This is a genomic window from Kitasatospora sp. GAS204B, from assembly GCF_029892155.1.
Classification (GTDB): domain Bacteria; phylum Actinomycetota; class Actinomycetes; order Streptomycetales; family Streptomycetaceae; genus Kitasatospora.
Window position 1 is genome coordinate 16581 of the sequence record NZ_JARZAG010000007.1, and the last position, 16175, is coordinate 32755.

A 16175-nucleotide genomic window follows, 5' to 3' on the forward strand; every position below is an offset into this window, starting at 1 on the left:
GATGACGGTGGGCCCGGTCAGGCAGTTGCCTGACCGGGCCCACAGCCGTCTCTCACTGACCGTAGACCGCCGCCACGTTGTCCTGCGGCGGGTGCGCCGCGCCGGCCGGCCCGGCGGCGAAGGCCCGCAGCAGGTTCTCGGTCACCTTCTGGGTCAGCGCCCCCGCCTTCGCGTCCATCGCGTGGTCGGCCCCCGAACGGCCGTCACCGCTGGCGTCCAGCGCCTCCACCCAGCGCATGGTGCCGCTGGCGAACACCCCGGCCCCACTGGGCGCGCGGTAGAAGGCGGTGTCGCTGAAGCTCTTGCGCCCCTCGCAGACCACCGGCGAGTGCGCCAGGATCTCGATCGGCCGGGGCGTGTCGAAGCCGGTGTTCACCCGGTCGTACTCCACCCCCACCAGGTGCGGGAAGCTGTCGCCCGCCTGCACTCCGGTCCCCGCGAAGAGCCAGTGCCCCGGGTCGCCCACCACGTAGGGCGCGTCCACCGGGTAGCCGTCGTAGATCACCCCGAGCATCGAGCTCTCCGGGTCCGCGTGCGGGGCCGCCCGGTAGTCGTTGGTCGGCAGACCGGTCTGCTGGAAGCCTGGATCCTGCTTGTACGAGTCCTTGTAGCAGACCACCTGGCGGTCGGCGCCGGTCGGCGAGGGCTCGTAACGGACCCGGCGGAAGCAGCAGTTGGCGCCCAGGATGGCCAGGTTGGTCCCGGCGTCCCGGGCCGCGACCACGTTGGCGCGCTGCTCGGGCGACCAGTACTCGTCGTGACCCGGTGAGAGCACCGCGAGCGCGCCCTTGAGCAGGCCCGGCTGCCCGGCCAGGTCGGTGCTGGTGGCGTACGCCAGCGGCAGGCCCAGCTTCTCGGCCAGCGCGATCAGCGGCGTCTCGTAGACCATGAAGAGCCCGGCGCCGTCGTACTCGTGGTACGGACGGTCGTGGGAGACCACCAGCGAGCGGGTCGCGTAGGCGCCGTTCTCGCCGTTGTAGAGGTTGTAGCCGCCCCAGGTGTTGTAGGCCTGCCAGGTGGCGGTCGCGTTCACCACCACCAGCTTCCCGGCGGTGCTCGCCGAGCGGACGGTGACCGGCACGTACCGCTGGCCGGCACCGCCGGCCGCGTCCAGCCGCAGCAGGTAGCTGCCCTCGGGCCAGCCGGCGGTGTCCACGGTGGTGGTCTTCGACCAGTCGGTGCTGATCATCCGGGTGTGCGGATCGAGGGCGGCCGCCGACTGGGTGCTGCCGGGCAGCTGGTCCGACTGCCAGACCAGGCGGCCCCGGGCACCGCCGTACCAGCCCATCCGGTAGGCCGAGACCTTGAAGGTCGACGCGGTGGTGGAGACGTGCAGGCCGAAGCTCTCGCCGGGCAGCACGCTCGTCCGGTCGGCCCAGCCCTCGATCGCCCGGTCGGGCCCCGCGGTGCCGATCCGCCAGTCGGCGTTGCCGGGCTTGGCGTTCTCCTGCTGCGGAACGGCGCTGCTCCCGGCGCCCGAGGAGGGTATCGAGCCGCCGCCCGCCGTGGCCGCCACCGCGGCCTGCCGCAGGCCTGCGGAGCCGCCCGTCCCGCAGGCCGTCAGCCCCACCCCGGCCGCCGCCGCGCCCGCCAGGCCGAGGAACCGCCGTCGGCCGGTGCCTGGCCGCTGCCCGTCCGACGGGTCGTCAACTGCCTGCTGCTCGGCCATCCGGGTGCCTCCTGACGTCTGGGCTGGGCGGCTCGAGGCGCCCTCACTGGTCGTCAGCGCCCGGCTACCGGAGTGCCGCGACGCCTTCGCTCTCCACCGTACGGGTGCTGTATGAAGGCCGCCCGGTCCACGAGCGGGCGGCCAACCGGGGCCAGATGGCCAGCACGGCGGGCAGCGCGAGATAGCCGAACCGCCCGGCGGGCGCCAGCATGAAGGCCACCGTGAGCCCGGCGGCCAGCAGGTCGGCGGCGGCCACCGCGGTGGCCGGCGGGCGCAGCAGCAGCCAGCCCGCCACCACGAGGCCGCCCAGCACCAGCAGCACGATCGAGATGGTGTGCCCCACCGGGCCGAGGTCGGCCAGCACCTTGCCGGGCAGCGGGCTGCCGGCCGGGGTGCGCACCGAGGTCAGGCCGAGCGGGAAGCGGATCACCTGGTCCAGGAAGTCCTGCGGCCGCTGCAGCGCGAACGGCACGATCACCGCGACGCCGGCCAGCGCGGCGGTCAGCGCGGCGCGGCCGGCCGGGCGCCGGCCGTACAGCCGCCAGAGCAGCAGCGCGGCCACCGGCAGCGCCGGCCAGGCGGTCCACTTGAGGGTGCAGGCCAGCGCGAGCACCAGCCCGGCGCCGATCGTGCGGCCGCGGGCGGCCAGCGCCATCGCCAGGCAGCAGACGCCGATCAGCGGCAGGTCCACCCCTCCGACGGCCAGCATCAGCGCGACCAGCGGCGAGCCGGTGAGCACCCCGAGCGGCAGCAGCGGCGAGTGCCTGCGGGTGGGGCGCAGCAGCCGCCAGCTGACGGTCAGGCAGCTCAGGAAGCTGAGGGCGAACCAGATCCGGGCGTCGCCCAGCACCCGGGTGAACTCGTTGCCCGAGCCGAGCACCGCGCGCGGCAGCCCGAACAGCGCCATGGCCGGCAGGTACGGGTTGAAGTCGGTGACCTTCACCGGATGCGGCAGGTACGGGGTGCCGGTGTGCAGCAGCAGTTGGGCGGAACGCTCGACCACCATCACCTCGGACTGGTGCTGGCCGTTGGCGGCCAGCAGCCCGAGCGGCAGCAGCACCGCGCCCAGCAGCGCCACGACGGCGGCGACCCGGCCCGCGTAGCGGCGTGGCAGGGTGACCACGGCCAGCCCGGCAAGCAGGTAGGCGGGGGCCGCCACCTCGCCCCAGAGCCGCTGGTTGCCCAGGTCGGAGACCAGCGGGAAGGCGCCGGCCCAACCGGCCGCGATCAGGCAGCCGAGCAGGTGAACGCTGCGCCGAGCGCCCAGCCGCATCGCCAGCACGGCCAACCGCTGACCGCGCCCGGCCGAAGCCGACGGACCGTCGGGGCGTTGCCGCGGCATCCCGGCGCGCGGCTCGCCACCGGCCGGCCCGACGACGGGCCCCAGGTGCGCGGCCTCGGGCCGGGCCCGGCGACCTGCCTGCTGACCGCCGGGGTGCCCGACGGGCCGGCTGTCCTGCGCCGGGCGGCCGCGCCGGACACCGAACCGGCCGCGGCTGCGCGGGGCGCCGGACGAGCGGGTGGTCACCATGGGTGAAGGTTATTTGGGCGCCGCCGCCCGTGTCGTCAGACTGCAGGGGCTAGCCAGAACCCGATCGATCGGTTAGGGCGTCAGCCCTGCGGCGTGAGCTCGGATCGCGGGGCCACAGCGGTGTACTCCAGTCGGGAGTGCCGGATCCCGTACCCGAGGTAGCAGGCCGCCGCGAGCAGCAGCGCGACGCCGAAGAAGACGAAGGTCAGCGGCTGCAGGCCGCGAATCAGGTAGATGCAGAAGGCCACGCTGAGTAGCGGGGTGACGGGGTATCCGGGGACCTTGAAGCCGCGGCGCAGCTCCGGGCTGCGCCGGCGCAGCACGATGACGCCCAGTGAGACCACCGTGAAGGCGACCAGCGTCCCCAGGGAGGTCAGGTCGGTCAGGATGTCCAGCGGCACGAAGGCGGCCAGCGCGGCGACCGCGACGCCGACCACCACCGTGTTCCAGACCGGTGTGCCGGTGCGCGGCGAGACCTCGGCGAAGCGGGCGGGCAGCATCCCGTCACGCCCCATCGAGTAGAGGATCCGGGTCTGACCGTAGATCACCACCAGCGTGACGCTGAAGATCGAGACGATCGCACCGAGCGCGAACAGCAGCGCCGGCCAGGTCTGCCCGGTGAGGTCCTGCAGGATCTGCGCGAGCCCGGCCTCCTGCCCGCCGAAGCGCTGCCAGGGCTGGGCACCGATCGCGGCGACGGCCACCAGGACGTAGAGCAGGGTGACCACCACCAGCGAGATGATGATCGCCAGCGGCAGCGTGCGGCGCGGGTCGCGGACCTCCTCGCCCGCCGTGGAGACGGCGTCCAGGCCGATGAACGAGAAGAAGATGCCGGAGGCCGCGGTGCCCACCCCGGACCAGCCCAGCGGCATGAAGTCGTGCAGGTTGCCGGAGCGGTAGCCGGTCAGCCCGACCGCGACGAAGAGCAGCAGCACCGCGATCTTGATCGCCACCATGGCCGCGTTCACCTTGGCGCTCTCGCTGACCCCGCGCACCAGCAGCAGGCAGACCAGCGCCACCAGCACCACGGCCGGCAGGTTGACGTAGCCGCCGTCGCCGGGCGGCTGGGCCAGCCAGGCCGGGATGCCGAAGCCGAAGGCCAGCTCGCAGAACTTGTTCAAGTACTGCCCCCAGCTGACCGCGATCGCCGAGGCGGAGACGCCGTACTCCAGCAGCAGGCAGACCCCGACCCCGAAGGCGGTGGCCTCGCCGAGGGTGGCGTAGGCGTAGCTGTAGGAGGAGCCGGCCACCGGGATCGCCGAGGCCAGCTCGGCGTAGCAGAGCGCGGTCAGGCCTGCGGTGACGGCGGCCAGCAGGAAGGAGAGCACCACGGCCGGGCCGGCCTCGGGGACGGCCGAGGAGAGCACGAAGAAGATGCCGGTTCCGACGGTGGCCCCGATGCCGATCGCGGAGAGCTGCCAGAGCCCGATCGAGCGGCGCAGCCGGCCCGGGTCGCCGCTGCCGGCGCTCTCGGCTATCAGGGTCTCGACCGGCTTGCGCCGCAGCAGGCGGCTGCTCAGGGAGGTGGTGCTCGGCACGACGGGGAACTTTCTGCAGATTTCGACGATCAGCGCATAAATATACACATCATCGGATAATCGCGGTCACTGGCTCCCGCTAGCTCTTCCCCGCCAGCACCGCCTGCATCACCGACTTGGCGATCGGTGCGGCCAGCTTGCCGCCGCTCACATCGGTCGCCGCGCTGTCCGCGATCACCACCGCGACGGCCACCGGCGGCACGCCCGAGGAACCGGTCGGCTTGGCCCAGGAGATGAACCAGGCGTACGGCGTGCCGGTGTTGTCCACCCCGTGCTGGGCGGTGCCGGTCTTGCCGCCGACCACCGCACCGGGGATCCGGGCGTTGCCGCCGGTGCCGTTCTGCACCACGTCGGTCATCAGCTGCTGCAGCTGCCCCGCCACCGAGGGGCTCATCGCCTGCTTGTAGACCTGCGGCTTCATCAGCTGGACGGTGCTTCCGTCGGACTTCGTCAACTTGTCCACAAGCTGGGGATACATCACCGTGCCGTTGTCGGCCACGCCCGCCGCGACCATCGCCATCACCAGCGGGGTGGCGGCGGTGTCGAACTGGCCGATCGAGGAGAGTGCGAGCTGGGACTGGTCCATCCGGGTGTCGAAGTTGCTGCGTGCCGCGCGCACCGGGATGTCCAGCTTCGGGTCGTTGAAGCCGAAGTTCTGCGCCATCCCCACCATCTCGTCCAGCCCGGTCTGCACGCCCAGGTAGCCCATGACGCTGTTGCAGGAGAGCGTCATCGCGGTGTCCAGGTCGAGGTTGGCCTGGTCGCACGAACTGGTGTCGTTGACCAGCGTGGTGGTGGTGCCGGGCAGCACGTAGGGGTAGGGCGTGCCGGTGGGGGCGTTGATGTCGGTGACCACCCCGTTCGCCAGCGCGGCCGCGGCGGTGACCACCTTGAAGGTGGAGCCGGGCGGGTAGGTCTGGCGCAGCGCCCGGTTGAGCATCGGCTGGTCGGTGTCGGCCTGCAGCTTGGTCCAGGCGTTCTGGTCCGCGGTCGAGGAGCCGGCGAAGCTGCCCGGGTCGTAGGACGGGGTGCTGGCCAGCGCGAGGATCCGCCCGGTGCTCGGCTCGATCGCCGCCACCGCGCCCTTCTGGTTGCCCAGGCCCTGCATCGCGGCCTGCTGGGCGGCCTTGTCGATGGTGGTGTGGACGTCGCCGCCGGGGTTCTGCTTGCGGGTGATCTCGTTCCAGACCGCCCAGCCGGACAGCCGGTTGTCGGTGCCGGCCAGGATGCCGTCCTCGATGCCCTCCAGCTGGGTGTTGCCGTAGATCTGCGAGGAGAAGCCGGTGACGGCGGCGTAGCCCGGTCCGTCGGTGTAGGTGCGCTTGTAGTCGAACCGGCCGCCGGTGGCCGCCGAGCCGGTCACCGGGTCGCCGCCGGCCAGGATGTTGCCGCGCGGCTGGTCGTAACGTTGGATCGCCTTGCGCTGGTTGGCCGGGTTGTTGTCGTAGCCCTTGGCCTGGAAGACCTGGATCCGGGTGGCCTGGGCGGCCAGCAGCAGGATCAGCACCAGGCAGAACAGCCCGGCCCGGCGCCCGGTGGTGGACATCCCGGGCAACCCCTGCGGGCCGTTGCCCCTGGGCTTGCGGGTCTTCGACTGCTTGCGGGTCATCGGGTCTCCCCCTCCGGCACCGGCCTGCGGGCCGTGTCACTGAGTCGCACCAGCAGCGCCACGATGATCCAGTTGGTCACCACCGAGGAACCGCCCTGCGCGATGAACGGCAGCGTCGCCCCGGTCAGCGGGATCAGGTCGAGCACGCCGCCGGCCACCACGAAGACCTGTAGGCCGATGATGGTGGCCAGACCGATCGCGAGCAGCCGGCCGAACGGGTCGCGCAGCGCGATCCCGGCCCGGTAGCCGCGGGAGACCAGCAGCAGGTAGAGCAGCAGCAGCGCCACCATGCCGACCAGCCCGAGCTCCTCGCCGATGGTGGCGAGGATGAAGTCGGACTTGGCCGCGAAACCGATCAGGATCGAGTGGCCCAGCCCGAGCCCGGTGCCCAGCACCCCGCCCCAGGCGAAGGCGAAGAGCGACTGCGCGATCTGGTTGGCGCCCTGCCCGGCGGCGACCGAGGCGAGCGGGTGCAGCCACTGGTCGACCCGGGCGTGTACGTGCGGCGACAGCCAGCCGACCATCACCACGCCCGCGGCGGCCAGCACCAGACCGATCGCGATCCAGCTGATCCGGGCGGTGGCCACGTAGAGCATCACCACGAAGATGCCGAAGTACAGCAGCGACATCCCGAGGTCGGTCTCCAGCACCAGGACCCCGATGAAGGCCGCCCAGACCAGCAGCACCGGCCCGAGCACCCGGCCCGGCGGCAAGGTGAAGCGCCAGATCCGACGCCCCGTCAACGCCAGCGCGCCGCGGTGCGCGGACAGGTAGGCCGCGAAGAAGATCACCAGCAGGATCTTGGCGAACTCGCCCGGCTGGATGGAGAAGGGCCCGATGGTGATCCAGATCCGCGAGCCGTACACCGCCGGGAAGAAGATCGGCACCACCAGCAGCACCAGCGCCACCAACGCCCCGCTGTAGGCGTAGCGCCGCAGGATCCGGTGGTCGCGCAGCAGCACGATCACGGCCACGCAGAGCGCCACCCCGAGGGTCGACCAGAGCAGTTGGGTCGGCGCCGCGTGGCTGCTCGGGGTGGCCCGGTCCAGCCGGTAGATGACGACCAGTCCGATGCCGTTGAGCAGCACCGCGATCGGCAGCAGCAGCGGGTCGGCGTACCGCGCCCGCCAGCGGATCACCCCGTGCGCGATCAGCGCCAGGCCGCCGAGCGCCGCGCCGTACTCGGCGGCGTCCGGCGGGACCTTGTCGTCGATGTTGACGCCGACCTCGATGTAGCCGAACACCGCGATCGCCACCGCGCAGAGCACCAGGGCGAGTTCGACGTTGCGTCCGGTGCTGGGCCGGGGCCCGGTGGGCCCACCACGGACGGCGGCGACTGCGGGTGTGGCCATGGGCGGACCGCGGCTCCTGTCTGGTGCTCGGGGCTATCACCGGACTCTGCTCCTCAGGCGGCGCACGGCACGGTCCCATCCGACTCGACGGGCATACTGGCGCCACGGTAGGACGATTAGCCATATTTATCGAGCTTCTGCGACGGTGTGTCCGCTTTTACCCCATGGGCCGCGAGCCCGCGAGCTCGGCGGTCCGTCAGCTCGGCGGTCCGTCAGCTCGGTGGTCCCTCAGCCCGTCAGCGGGTCGGCCCGACGGCAGGTCAGCCGCAGACGGCGTCCGGCCAGCGGTGCACGAGCAGCCCGGAGAGCATCTCGTGCAGCAACTCCCGGTGGCCCTCCGGGAGGCGGGCGAAGAAGGCCCGCTCGGCCCGCTCCGCCACCGCCTGGGCCTCGGCCAGGGTCTGCCGCCCGCCCGGCGTGAGGCCCAGGATGTAGCGGCGGCGGTCAGCCGGGTTGCGACGGCGCTCGACCGCGCCGGCCCGCTCCAGCTCGTCGATCAGCGAGACCACGGTGGTCGGGTCGAGGTTGATCACCTGGCTGAGGTCCTGCTGGGAGAGTTCGGCCCCGCCGGCCAGCGTGGCCAGCACCAGGAAGTCGCGGAGCTTGAAGCCGGCCGTCTGGAGTTCCCGGTCGACCTCCTCGGCGATCAGCAGCCCGGCCTTGTGCAGCAGCACGCCGGTGTGGCCGGCGAGCGGGAAGTCGCGGCGCGGGGTGCCGGCGGCCGCGTCGGAACTGGTCACGGGGGCGGTGCGGGCCATCGGGGATCTCCCAATCCATCGGGAGTCTTTGGACTCTTCAACTTTTCAAGAATCTATCATCGGGCCTGTTCATCACCAATGAATCGGGCGGCCGCCCGCAAGGAACCGGGCGGCCACCGAATCGGTTGCGGGTCGGGCTCAGTGACCCAGCTCGGCGCCGGCCAGCGCGCTCTCGTGCAGGTCCCGGGTGCGGATGAAGAGGAAGCCGGCCAGCGCGCCGGCGGCCGCCACCGCGCCACAGCCCACCAGCACGTCGGTCAGCCCGTGCACGAAGGCCGCGCGGGCCGCCGCCTGGACTGCTGCACGCAGCTGGGCCGGCACCGTGGCGGCCAGCTCCCGGCCGCCGCCGGCCGCCACCGCCTGCCCGGCCGCCTGGGCCTGCCCACCGAGCGCGGCTCCGGCGGCGGAGTGCGCGAAGGCGTCGGTCACCCGGTGCTGGAAGAGCGCGCCGAAGCCGGCGATCCCGATCGCGATGCCGACCTGCTGGAAGGTCTCGCCGATGCCGGCCGCCATCCCCGCCTTGGCCGGCTCGGCCACCCCGATCGCCAGCGAGGACCGGGGCGGGTTGAACATGCCCATCCCCAGGCCGGTCAGCAGCATGGCGGGCAGCAGCGCGGTCCAGTCACTGCCCGGCTCGACCAGGCCGACCAGGAAGAGCCCGGCCGACATCATGGTGATCGCGGTGCCGACCAGCAGCCGCGGCGAGACCGAGGCGGTCAGGCTGCCGGTGACCGCTGCGGCGACGAAGAGGGTCAGGGTCAGCGGCAGGAAACGCAGACCGGTGGCGAGCGGCGAGTAGCCCAGCACGTTCTGCATGTAGGAGACCTCCAGGAAGATCGCCGACATGCCGGCCGCGTTGCCGAGCAGGGTGGCCACCGAGATCCCGTTGAAGGTGCGGTTGCGGAACAGCCCGAGGTCGAGCATGGCCGCGGCGCCGAGCCGCCGCTCGATCAGGGTGAACAGCACCAGCAGCAGCACCGCCCCGGCGAACATGCCGAGCACCGCCGCACTGGTCCAGCCCAGCGCCTCGCCGCGCAGGAAGCCCAGCACCAGCAGCCCGAGCGCGGCGGAGAAGACCAGCAGGCCGGCCCAGTCCACCCGGTGCGCGGCGGGGTCGCGCGACTCGCCGATCCGCAGCGCGCCGAGCACCATCGCGACCAGCCCGATCGGGACGTTCACCAGGAAGATCCAGCGCCAGCCGACGCCGTCGGTGAGCGCGCCGCCGATCAGCGGCCCGAAGGCGATGGCCAGCCCGGAGACCCCGCCGAAGACGCCGAAGGCGAGCGCCCGGTCCTTGCCCCGGAACTCCTGCCCGATCAGCGCCGGGCCGACCGCGAAGAGCACCGCGGCACCGACCCCCTGGAGCCCGCGCGCCAGGTTCAGCAGCAGGATGTCCGGCGCCGCACCGCAGGCCAGCGAGGCCGCGATGAAGACGGCGAAGCCGATCCCGTAGATCCGCTTGCGACCCAGCCGGTCGGCCAGCGAGCCGCCGGTGAGCAGGAAGGCGGCCAGCGTCAGCGCGTAGGCGTCCAGCACCCACTGCAGGTCGGAGAAGCCGGCGTGCAGCGCGGTGCGCAGGTCCGGCAGCGCGACGTTCACCACGGTCAGGTCGAGCATCAGCATGAAGGTCGCGATCGAGACGATGCCGAGCGTCCACCACCGTCCGGCGGACTTGGCGGCCGGCGCGGTGGCGCCCGCCTCGATGACGGTCGGTGCGATGGACATCGGAAACCCCCAGCAGTCGATGCTTAGATCATCGAAAACTCGATGATTAGTGAAGCTAGTGATCCTGATTCCGACTGTCAATCCCTGTATGATCTGTACTCCCGACGATGGGCCACCCCGCAGCGACAACCGCCGCACATGCCGAAGGGCCGCCGATCGGTGATCGGCGGCCCTTCACCCGGCCCTCGACGGGTCGTGGCGGCTACTCGGTGCGGCGCCGGGACAGCGCGGCCGTGCCCGCCGCGGTCAGCAGGGCCAGCAGCGCGGCGACGGCGGGTGCGGCGAGCGGGTAGCGGACCTCGGCCCGCAGCGAGCCGGACACCAGCGCCCGCACCGCCACGTTCGCCGGCGAGAACGGCACCACCAGCACCAGCACCGAGAGGCCGAGCGCGGCCAGGATCCCGTACGAGCCGCGCAGCAGCACCGGACGGTGGCTCAGCGCCCCGACCGCCAGCCCGACCAGCACGCAGCAGACGGCCGCCAGCAGCCCGGCCAGCGCGGCCCTGGCCCACGACACCTCGCGCCCCGGGATGATCGTGGTGCGCCCGCAGACCAGCCAGATCGCCGCCACCGCCACGACCGCCAGCACCAGCCCGGCGATCAACGCGGCGGCCAGCGAAGCCAGTTGCACTCGGGCCGGACCGGCGGCCGCCACCCGGCAGGCCCGCGCCTGCGGCGGGTCGGCGGTCAGCGTGCAGCGCACGTACCAGGCGGTGATCGGCACCAGCAGGGCGGCCGCGTAGCCGAGGCAGTCCATCATCGGCTGGTCGCCCGAGACCCCCAGGCCAAGCACCAGCAGATAGCCGAGGAACGGCGGCAGCCAACGCTGGGAGCGCAGCAGCAGCTCGACCTGATAGCGGATCAGCGCGCTCACCGGGCAACCTCCGGCGCGTCGGCGGGCTCACTCACGGGCTTGCCCACCGGCGCACCGTCGATCTTGCTGACGTCCAGGATCCGCAGCTCGGCCGGGGCCGTGAGCAGTCGCCGCAGCAGCGCGTCCGACTGCCCGGCGGCCACCCGCAGCAGCACCGTGCCGTCCGGCCGGTCCTCCCGCTCGGGTGTGCCGGGCAGCCACTCGGGCAGCTCGCCCGCCGCGACCAGGACGCTCATCAGCTCGCGCGGCTCCTCGGCACCGGGCGGCTGAACCTCCGTCAGCCCGCCCTGCCGGAGCTGGAAGGCGCGGCTGGTCAGCCCGGCCAGCCGGTTCGGGTCATGGTCCACGAAGAGGACGACGCCGCCCGCCCCGGCCCGCTCCATCGCCGCCTCGTCCAGGGTGGTCCGGGCGGCCTGGTCGAGCCCGGTCCAGGCCTCGTCCAGCAGCAGCACGTCGGCCTCGGCGAGCAGCGCCTGGGCCACCGCGACCTTCTGGCAGGTGCCTTTGGAGAGCCGGGCGAGCGGGGTGCCGGCCCGATCGGTGATGCCGAAGCGGTCCAGCCAGAACTCCGCGCGGTCGGCCGCCACCGCGGTGCTCAGCCCGTGGATCCGGCCGAGATGGCGCAGATAGCCGGCCGGATCGAAGGGCAGCGCGGGCGGAAAGCGCTCGGGGACGTAGGCCCGGCGCCCGGCCACTCGCAACCGGCCCCGGCTCGGCGGCTCGATCCCGCCGACCAGCTTGAGCAGCGTCGACTTGCCGCTGCCGTTCGCCCCCGCGATCCGCACCAGCGCGCCGGGCTCCAGTGCCAGGCCCACCCCGCGCAGCACCCAGGGGCCCGAGCGCCCGTACCGTTTGCCGACCTCCGTCAGCCGCAGCGCTTCCATCCGGCCTCCCCCGAAAATTCGGTCGCGCCCGATCGGGACGGACCGCAGACTGCACCGGTGAACAGTGCGTCCGATCGTACGGCGAGTGTCCTGGTGTCCTGTGGCGAACAGCAGTTGGGGGTGGTGGGACCGTTCACCGTGGCGGGCCGGCCCCGCTGGCACGACGTGCAGCCGGTGGTCGAGCGGCTGACGGCGGTGCTGGGGGTGCCGACCGTGGTGCTGCGCCTGCTGGACGTCGAGGGCGGCGCCGACGGTCAGGGCGGGCTGGTGCGCTACCACGCGCAGGCCCTGCGCGAGCCGGTCACCGGTGCGCTGACCCGCCCCGCCACGGCGGACGAGTCGGCGCTGCTCGCGCCGCACCCGCGCCGCGCCGAGTACGCGACCGCCGCCGGGGTGCTGGCGGCGCTGGCCTGGGCCGAGCAGGCGCTGGCCGGGCTCGGCCGGCCGGCGGTCGGGCCGGTGGAGCAGGTGAAGACCTGGAACCTGGCCGGGCTGTTCCGGCTGCCCACCGCCACCGGGCCGGTCTGGCTGAAAACCGGGCGCCGGTTCGCGGTCGACGAGGCCGAGGTGATCGGGCTCTTCGCCGCGGTGGACCCGCGGTTCGTCCCGGCGGTGCTGGCCGCCGACCCGGCGCGGCGGCTGCTGCTGCTCGACCACGTCCCCGGCGCGGACTGCTGGGGCCCGTCGGCGGCGGTGGTCGAGGCCGCGGTGCCGCGGCTGGCCCGGGTCCAGGCGGCGCTGGCCGCGCGCCGGCCAGGCCGACCGCCCGGCGGGCTGCCGGACCGCTCGCCGCGCCTGCTGCCGGCCGCGCTCGAAGCACTCCTGAACGGCCCGACCGGGGCCGAGCTGACGCCGGACGAGCTGACCCGCGCCGGCCGGCTGCTCGACCGACTCCCCTCACTGGTCGACCGGTTGACGGCCTGCGGGCTACCGGAGACGGTGCTGCACGGGGACTTCCACCCCGGCAACTGGCGGGCGGCCGGGCCGGACTCGGTGGTGCTGGTCGACTTCGCCGACAGCTGCTACGGCCACCCGGCCCTCGACGGGCTGCGGCCCAAGAGCTTCACCTCCGCCGAGCGCTGGGGCCAGGCGGCCGAGGCCTGGTGCGCGGCCTGGCGGACCCTGGCCCCCGGCTGCGATCCGGTCACCGCGCTGCGCCTGGCCGAGCCGCTCGCCCACCTCGCCCACGCGGTGCGCTACCAGGAGTTCCTCGACGGGATCGAGCCCAGCGAGGAGCGCTACCACGCCGGCGATCCGGCCGCCGAGCTGCGCGCGGCACTGGCGGCCGCCGAGCAGCTCCGGTAGCCGCTACCGGGCGGCGGCCAGGTCGGCGTTGTCCTGCCAGGCGTAGAGCTGGTCGCCGTCCAGCGCCACCCGGTAACTCCCGCAGTGCGCGCCGGGCTTGGCCGCCATCCGGCCGGCCGGGAACCAGGTGGCGCTCAGCTTGACGGCGCCGGCCCCCGGCGCACCGCTGGCGCACCCGGCCGGCAGCACCCCGCCCGGCAGGTGGGCGCGCAGCAGGCGGTCGCCGCCGGTGGTCGACATCTTGTACCGGACGGCCGTCGCGCCGTCCGGCAGCCAGCGCGGCACCGAGGCCCGCGCCGTCTTCGCCTGGGCACCGGAGCTGTAGTTGGACTCCTCGATGTGCCGGCTCGCCAGCACGTCGCCGGCCATCGGCACCAGGGCGACACCCAGCACGCCGAGGCCGAGGACGGTCACGGTGACAGCGGCGACGGTGGCGGTCCTGGGCGGCATGAGCGGTCCTTCGGACGATGGGCTGATGGCTCCATCCTCCCGAGCGGGTGGGCGGCCCGCGTCGCTCCCGGGACGGAGAGCGCGTCTCCACCTTGGGGCGCAGCCTCTCAGCCTTGAGGCTGACCCGCCCGGCACCGGCCCCCGGTCATCCGGCGGGGCGCGCGACACGCCACCCGCTCGGCCGCCCGGGTCCACGCCTGGCGCCCCCGTTCCGGCTATCCATGGAAATGAGTACTAATCCGGACAATACGGACAGAGACTCAGGACTGAGGGAGCCCGCCGTGCACCTGACCCTGCCGCCCCGGCCACTGGTCATCGTCCCGGACACCTGCGGCCTGGTCGACGAGATCGAGGCCTACCTGGCCTCGCTGCCCGGTCCGACCCGGCCGCCCGCGCCGTACGTCTGCCCGAACATCTGCCGCTACGGCCAGGTGCTGCGGCCCTGGAACGCCGACCACCCGCTCCCCCGCCGCACCCTGCGCGACCGGCTGACCCGCCGCCCGGCCCGCCCCGCCCCGGTCAGTGCCGCCGACCACCTGCGCCTCACCTCGCGCTACCTGACCCAGTACGGCTGGCTGCAGGGCGCGATGTGGGATCCGGCGGGGCGGGTCTGCCTGCTCGGCGCGCAGGCCGCCGTGCTCGGCCACGGCTACGGCACCGCCAGCACCGTGCGGACCGCCCGGGCGCAGGTGATGGAGGTGCTGCACGCCACCGGACGGCCGGTCAGCTCGCCCGACGAGTACAACGACCGCCCGGACACCCGCCCCGCCGACGTCCACCGCCTACTGGAGCACGCGGCCCTGCGAGCCGCACGCCTTCGGCTCTGACCAACGATCACCCCTCCCGGTCCGGCCCCTGCGCCCGCAGCCGCCGCACCTGCTCCAGCGAGTCGCGCAGCTCGGTCAGCCAGCTGTCCGAGTGCTTCTGCACCAGCCGCACGCACCAGGCCAGCGCCTCGCTGCGACTGCGCGCCACACCGGCCTCCACCAGCGTGTCCAGCACCTGCCGCTCCGGCTGCCGCAACCGGGTCATCACCGGCGCGGAGACCGTGGTGAACAGCCCCCGCACCCCGTCGCACTCGACCCCCCAGGACACCTTGCGCCCGTACCGGTGCTCAGCCTCCCGGGCCACCCCCATCCGCGCCTCCCGCGTACGCTCGCGGAACTCCGCGATCCGCCCCTCCACCGCGGCCCGCCGCTCGGCGTCCGACACCTCCGCCGCAAGCTCGGGCCCGGGAATCCGCCCGATCACGGTGATCTCCTCGCGGTCGACCGCGACCTCCGCGAGTTCGGTGAACAGACCTTCAGGCAGTCGTCCGCCGAACCAGCCGCGGACCGCCTCGAACTCCTTCTCTGTAATCATGTAATCAGTCTTACTCGCCACCTCGGCCACGGCAAGCGCCCGACAACGCGAAGAGTCCCGCCCGATCGGATCGATCGAGCGGAACCAGCGTCCGGCTATGAAGCCCGCGCCTGGCTGCCTCCCGGCAGGCCGAACATCTGTAGGCAAGGGGACAGCCCGCTGATCGAGACCGGGACGTATTGGTGCGTCTCCCAGCGCTCGCGGGCCAGCCTGAGCCGTCTCGTGGTCGTGGGTCGGCCACGGACCACGTGACGGTCGATGCCGTCGAGTTCGTAGCCGTGCCTCTGGGACACGGCGAACGAGGAGGTGTTGTCCTCGAAGGCGCCCGACGTCGCCTCCAGCGCGTTCAGGCCGGCGAAGGCCAGGTGCAGTACGGCGGCGCGCATCTCGGTGCCGATCCCTTGGCGCTGATACCGCGTGCCGAGCCAGGAGCCGGTGCTGACCTGCCGCAGCACGGCGAAGTCGCGGGCGGCGACGGTCTGCAGGCCGACGACCTGGCCGTTCTCGAAGACGGCCAGGGTCAGGGCCCAGTTGTCCGGGGACCAGGTCCCTCGGCGCAACCAGTGGTGCTGCACCACCGAGCGCGCCCGTTCCGCCGGCGGAAGGTCGGTCCACGGCACGAGGAAGGGCATCCGGTCCGGCTCGTGGATGCCTTCAGCCGCCAGGTTGGTCAGCTCGGCCAGCTCGTTGTCGCCGGGCAGTCGAAGTTCCAGGCGGGGCGGGTTCAGACGCAGTCCCAGCAGCGGCCAGTGATCAATCAGCATGCTCATTGTTGAAGACGCTGGCAGCTCCGGTCACCTGATTTCCGGTGCGCCTAGCTAGGGTTCGGCTTGAGGACCGCCGATGATCGATTCGTGACCGGGGGATGGCACGTGGAGCGTGAACAGCTCGCTGGGCTGCTCGGCGACCAGACCGAGGCGTGCGGTCCGGCATCCGATGCTCTGCTGGGAGGCGGCGATTTCGTCGTGTGGGACGGCTCGGTACCTGCCGGCTTATTGGCGCGGACCTACGCGGTGCGGCTGGAACGCACCCGGGCGAAGGGCATTGAGAAGCCGTTGCTGGCCTGCGCAGGCGTCAAGCAACGGGGGCGGTGACGTGGCGGAATCGGGTGCTGCGAG

The 16175-nt window shown here is 73.0% G+C and carries 15 protein-coding genes; 3 read left to right on the forward strand and 12 right to left on the reverse strand.

Translation table 11 applies throughout. The features are described from left to right. Window positions 1-52 precede the first annotated feature (52 nt). The 9 genes from P3T41_RS11345 to P3T41_RS11385 form a co-directional block, all read right to left on the reverse strand. Window positions 53-1669 carry a N,N-dimethylformamidase beta subunit family domain-containing protein gene (locus tag P3T41_RS11345; RefSeq protein ID WP_280689564.1) on the reverse strand — a complete coding sequence of 539 codons (1617 nt, stop codon included), beginning with the start codon at window positions 1667-1669 and terminating at the stop codon, window positions 53-55. 64 nt (window positions 1670-1733) lie between these two features. Next, a complete protein-coding gene (locus P3T41_RS11350; RefSeq protein ID WP_280689565.1) occupies window positions 1734-3200 on the reverse strand; it encodes a glycosyltransferase 87 family protein in 1467 nt (488 codons plus the stop codon). Between the two features lie 80 nt (window positions 3201-3280). Next, the gene (locus tag P3T41_RS11355; RefSeq protein WP_280689566.1) at window positions 3281-4738 is read right to left on the reverse strand and encodes an amino acid permease; all 1458 of its coding nucleotides are present in this window, start codon (window positions 4736-4738) and stop codon (window positions 3281-3283) included. Between the two features lie 79 nt (window positions 4739-4817). Next, a complete protein-coding gene (locus P3T41_RS11360; protein WP_280689868.1) occupies window positions 4818-6284 on the reverse strand; it encodes a penicillin-binding transpeptidase domain-containing protein in 1467 nt (488 codons plus the stop codon). 59 nt (window positions 6285-6343) lie between these two features. Further along, the gene (locus tag P3T41_RS11365) at window positions 6344-7699 is read right to left on the reverse strand and encodes an FtsW/RodA/SpoVE family cell cycle protein (RefSeq protein ID WP_280689567.1); all 1356 of its coding nucleotides are present in this window, start codon (window positions 7697-7699) and stop codon (window positions 6344-6346) included. A 260-nt stretch (window positions 7700-7959) separates the two neighbouring features. Further along, complete coding sequence (locus P3T41_RS11370) at window positions 7960-8457, reverse strand: MarR family transcriptional regulator (RefSeq protein ID WP_280689568.1); 498 nt, start codon at window positions 8455-8457, stop codon at window positions 7960-7962. A gap of 138 nt (window positions 8458-8595) precedes the next feature. Beyond that, window positions 8596-10182, reverse strand: a complete 1587-nt coding sequence (locus P3T41_RS11375) for a DHA2 family efflux MFS transporter permease subunit (protein WP_280689569.1) — start codon at window positions 10180-10182, stop codon at window positions 8596-8598. A gap of 202 nt (window positions 10183-10384) precedes the next feature. Continuing rightward, the gene (locus P3T41_RS11380; protein ID WP_280689570.1) at window positions 10385-11056 is read right to left on the reverse strand and encodes an ABC transporter; all 672 of its coding nucleotides are present in this window, start codon (window positions 11054-11056) and stop codon (window positions 10385-10387) included. Further along, on the reverse strand, window positions 11053-11940 hold the full coding sequence (locus tag P3T41_RS11385; RefSeq protein WP_280689571.1) for an ABC transporter ATP-binding protein: 888 nt from the start codon (window positions 11938-11940) through the stop codon (window positions 11053-11055). The genes P3T41_RS11380 and P3T41_RS11385 overlap by 4 nt, the downstream gene beginning before the upstream one ends. 57 nt (window positions 11941-11997) lie before the next feature. On the opposite strand from P3T41_RS11385, the gene P3T41_RS11390 reads away from it, so the two are divergent. Then, window positions 11998-13245: a phosphotransferase gene (locus P3T41_RS11390; RefSeq protein WP_280689572.1), complete on the forward strand. Its 1248-nt coding sequence runs from the start codon at window positions 11998-12000 to the stop codon at window positions 13243-13245. Window positions 13246-13248: 3 nt separating this feature from the next. On the opposite strand, the gene P3T41_RS11395 is transcribed toward P3T41_RS11390, so the two are convergent. After that, window positions 13249-13695, reverse strand: coding sequence for a hypothetical protein (locus P3T41_RS11395; RefSeq protein ID WP_280689573.1), 447 nt, complete (start codon window positions 13693-13695; stop codon window positions 13249-13251). 281 nt (window positions 13696-13976) lie between these two features. Here P3T41_RS11395 and P3T41_RS11400 point away from each other — a divergent pair, with 281 nt between their 5' ends. Beyond that, window positions 13977-14522: a hypothetical protein gene (locus P3T41_RS11400; RefSeq protein ID WP_280689574.1), complete on the forward strand. Its 546-nt coding sequence runs from the start codon at window positions 13977-13979 to the stop codon at window positions 14520-14522. A gap of 7 nt (window positions 14523-14529) precedes the next feature. On the opposite strand, the gene P3T41_RS11405 is transcribed toward P3T41_RS11400, so the two are convergent. Both P3T41_RS11405 and P3T41_RS11410 read right to left on the reverse strand, forming a co-directional pair. Then, the gene (locus tag P3T41_RS11405; protein WP_280689575.1) at window positions 14530-15057 is read right to left on the reverse strand and encodes a hypothetical protein; all 528 of its coding nucleotides are present in this window, start codon (window positions 15055-15057) and stop codon (window positions 14530-14532) included. Between the two features lie 95 nt (window positions 15058-15152). Then, window positions 15153-15821, reverse strand: coding sequence for a GNAT family protein (locus tag P3T41_RS11410; RefSeq protein ID WP_280689576.1), 669 nt, complete (start codon window positions 15819-15821; stop codon window positions 15153-15155). Window positions 15822-15929: 108 nt separating this feature from the next. On the opposite strand from P3T41_RS11410, the gene P3T41_RS11415 reads away from it, so the two are divergent. Beyond that, a complete protein-coding gene (locus P3T41_RS11415; protein ID WP_280689577.1) occupies window positions 15930-16151 on the forward strand; it encodes a hypothetical protein in 222 nt (73 codons plus the stop codon). Window positions 16152-16175: the final 24 nt, after the last annotated feature.

Bases quoted from the DNA above. Each gene is read 5' to 3' on its own strand.
- P3T41_RS11345 (WP_280689564.1), bottom strand. From the start codon at position 1,669: ATGGCCGAGCAGCAGGCAGTTGACGACCCGTCGGACGGGCAGCGGCCA.
- P3T41_RS11350 (WP_280689565.1), bottom strand. From the start codon at position 3,200: ATGGTGACCACCCGCTCGTCCGGCGCCCCGCGCAGCCGCGGCCGGTTC.
- P3T41_RS11360 (WP_280689868.1), bottom strand. From the start codon at position 6,284: ATGTCCACCACCGGGCGCCGGGCCGGGCTGTTCTGCCTGGTGCTGATC.
- P3T41_RS11365 (WP_280689567.1), bottom strand. From the start codon at position 7,699: ATGGCCACACCCGCAGTCGCCGCCGTCCGTGGTGGGCCCACCGGGCCC.
- P3T41_RS11370 (WP_280689568.1), bottom strand. From the start codon at position 8,457: ATGGCCCGCACCGCCCCCGTGACCAGTTCCGACGCGGCCGCCGGCACC.
- P3T41_RS11375 (WP_280689569.1), bottom strand. From the start codon at position 10,182: ATGTCCATCGCACCGACCGTCATCGAGGCGGGCGCCACCGCGCCGGCC.
- P3T41_RS11385 (WP_280689571.1), bottom strand. From the start codon at position 11,940: ATGGAAGCGCTGCGGCTGACGGAGGTCGGCAAACGGTACGGGCGCTCG.
- P3T41_RS11395 (WP_280689573.1), bottom strand. From the start codon at position 13,695: ATGCCGCCCAGGACCGCCACCGTCGCCGCTGTCACCGTGACCGTCCTC.
- P3T41_RS11405 (WP_280689575.1), bottom strand. From the start codon at position 15,057: ATGATTACAGAGAAGGAGTTCGAGGCGGTCCGCGGCTGGTTCGGCGGA.
- P3T41_RS11410 (WP_280689576.1), bottom strand. From the start codon at position 15,821: ATGCTGATTGATCACTGGCCGCTGCTGGGACTGCGTCTGAACCCGCCC.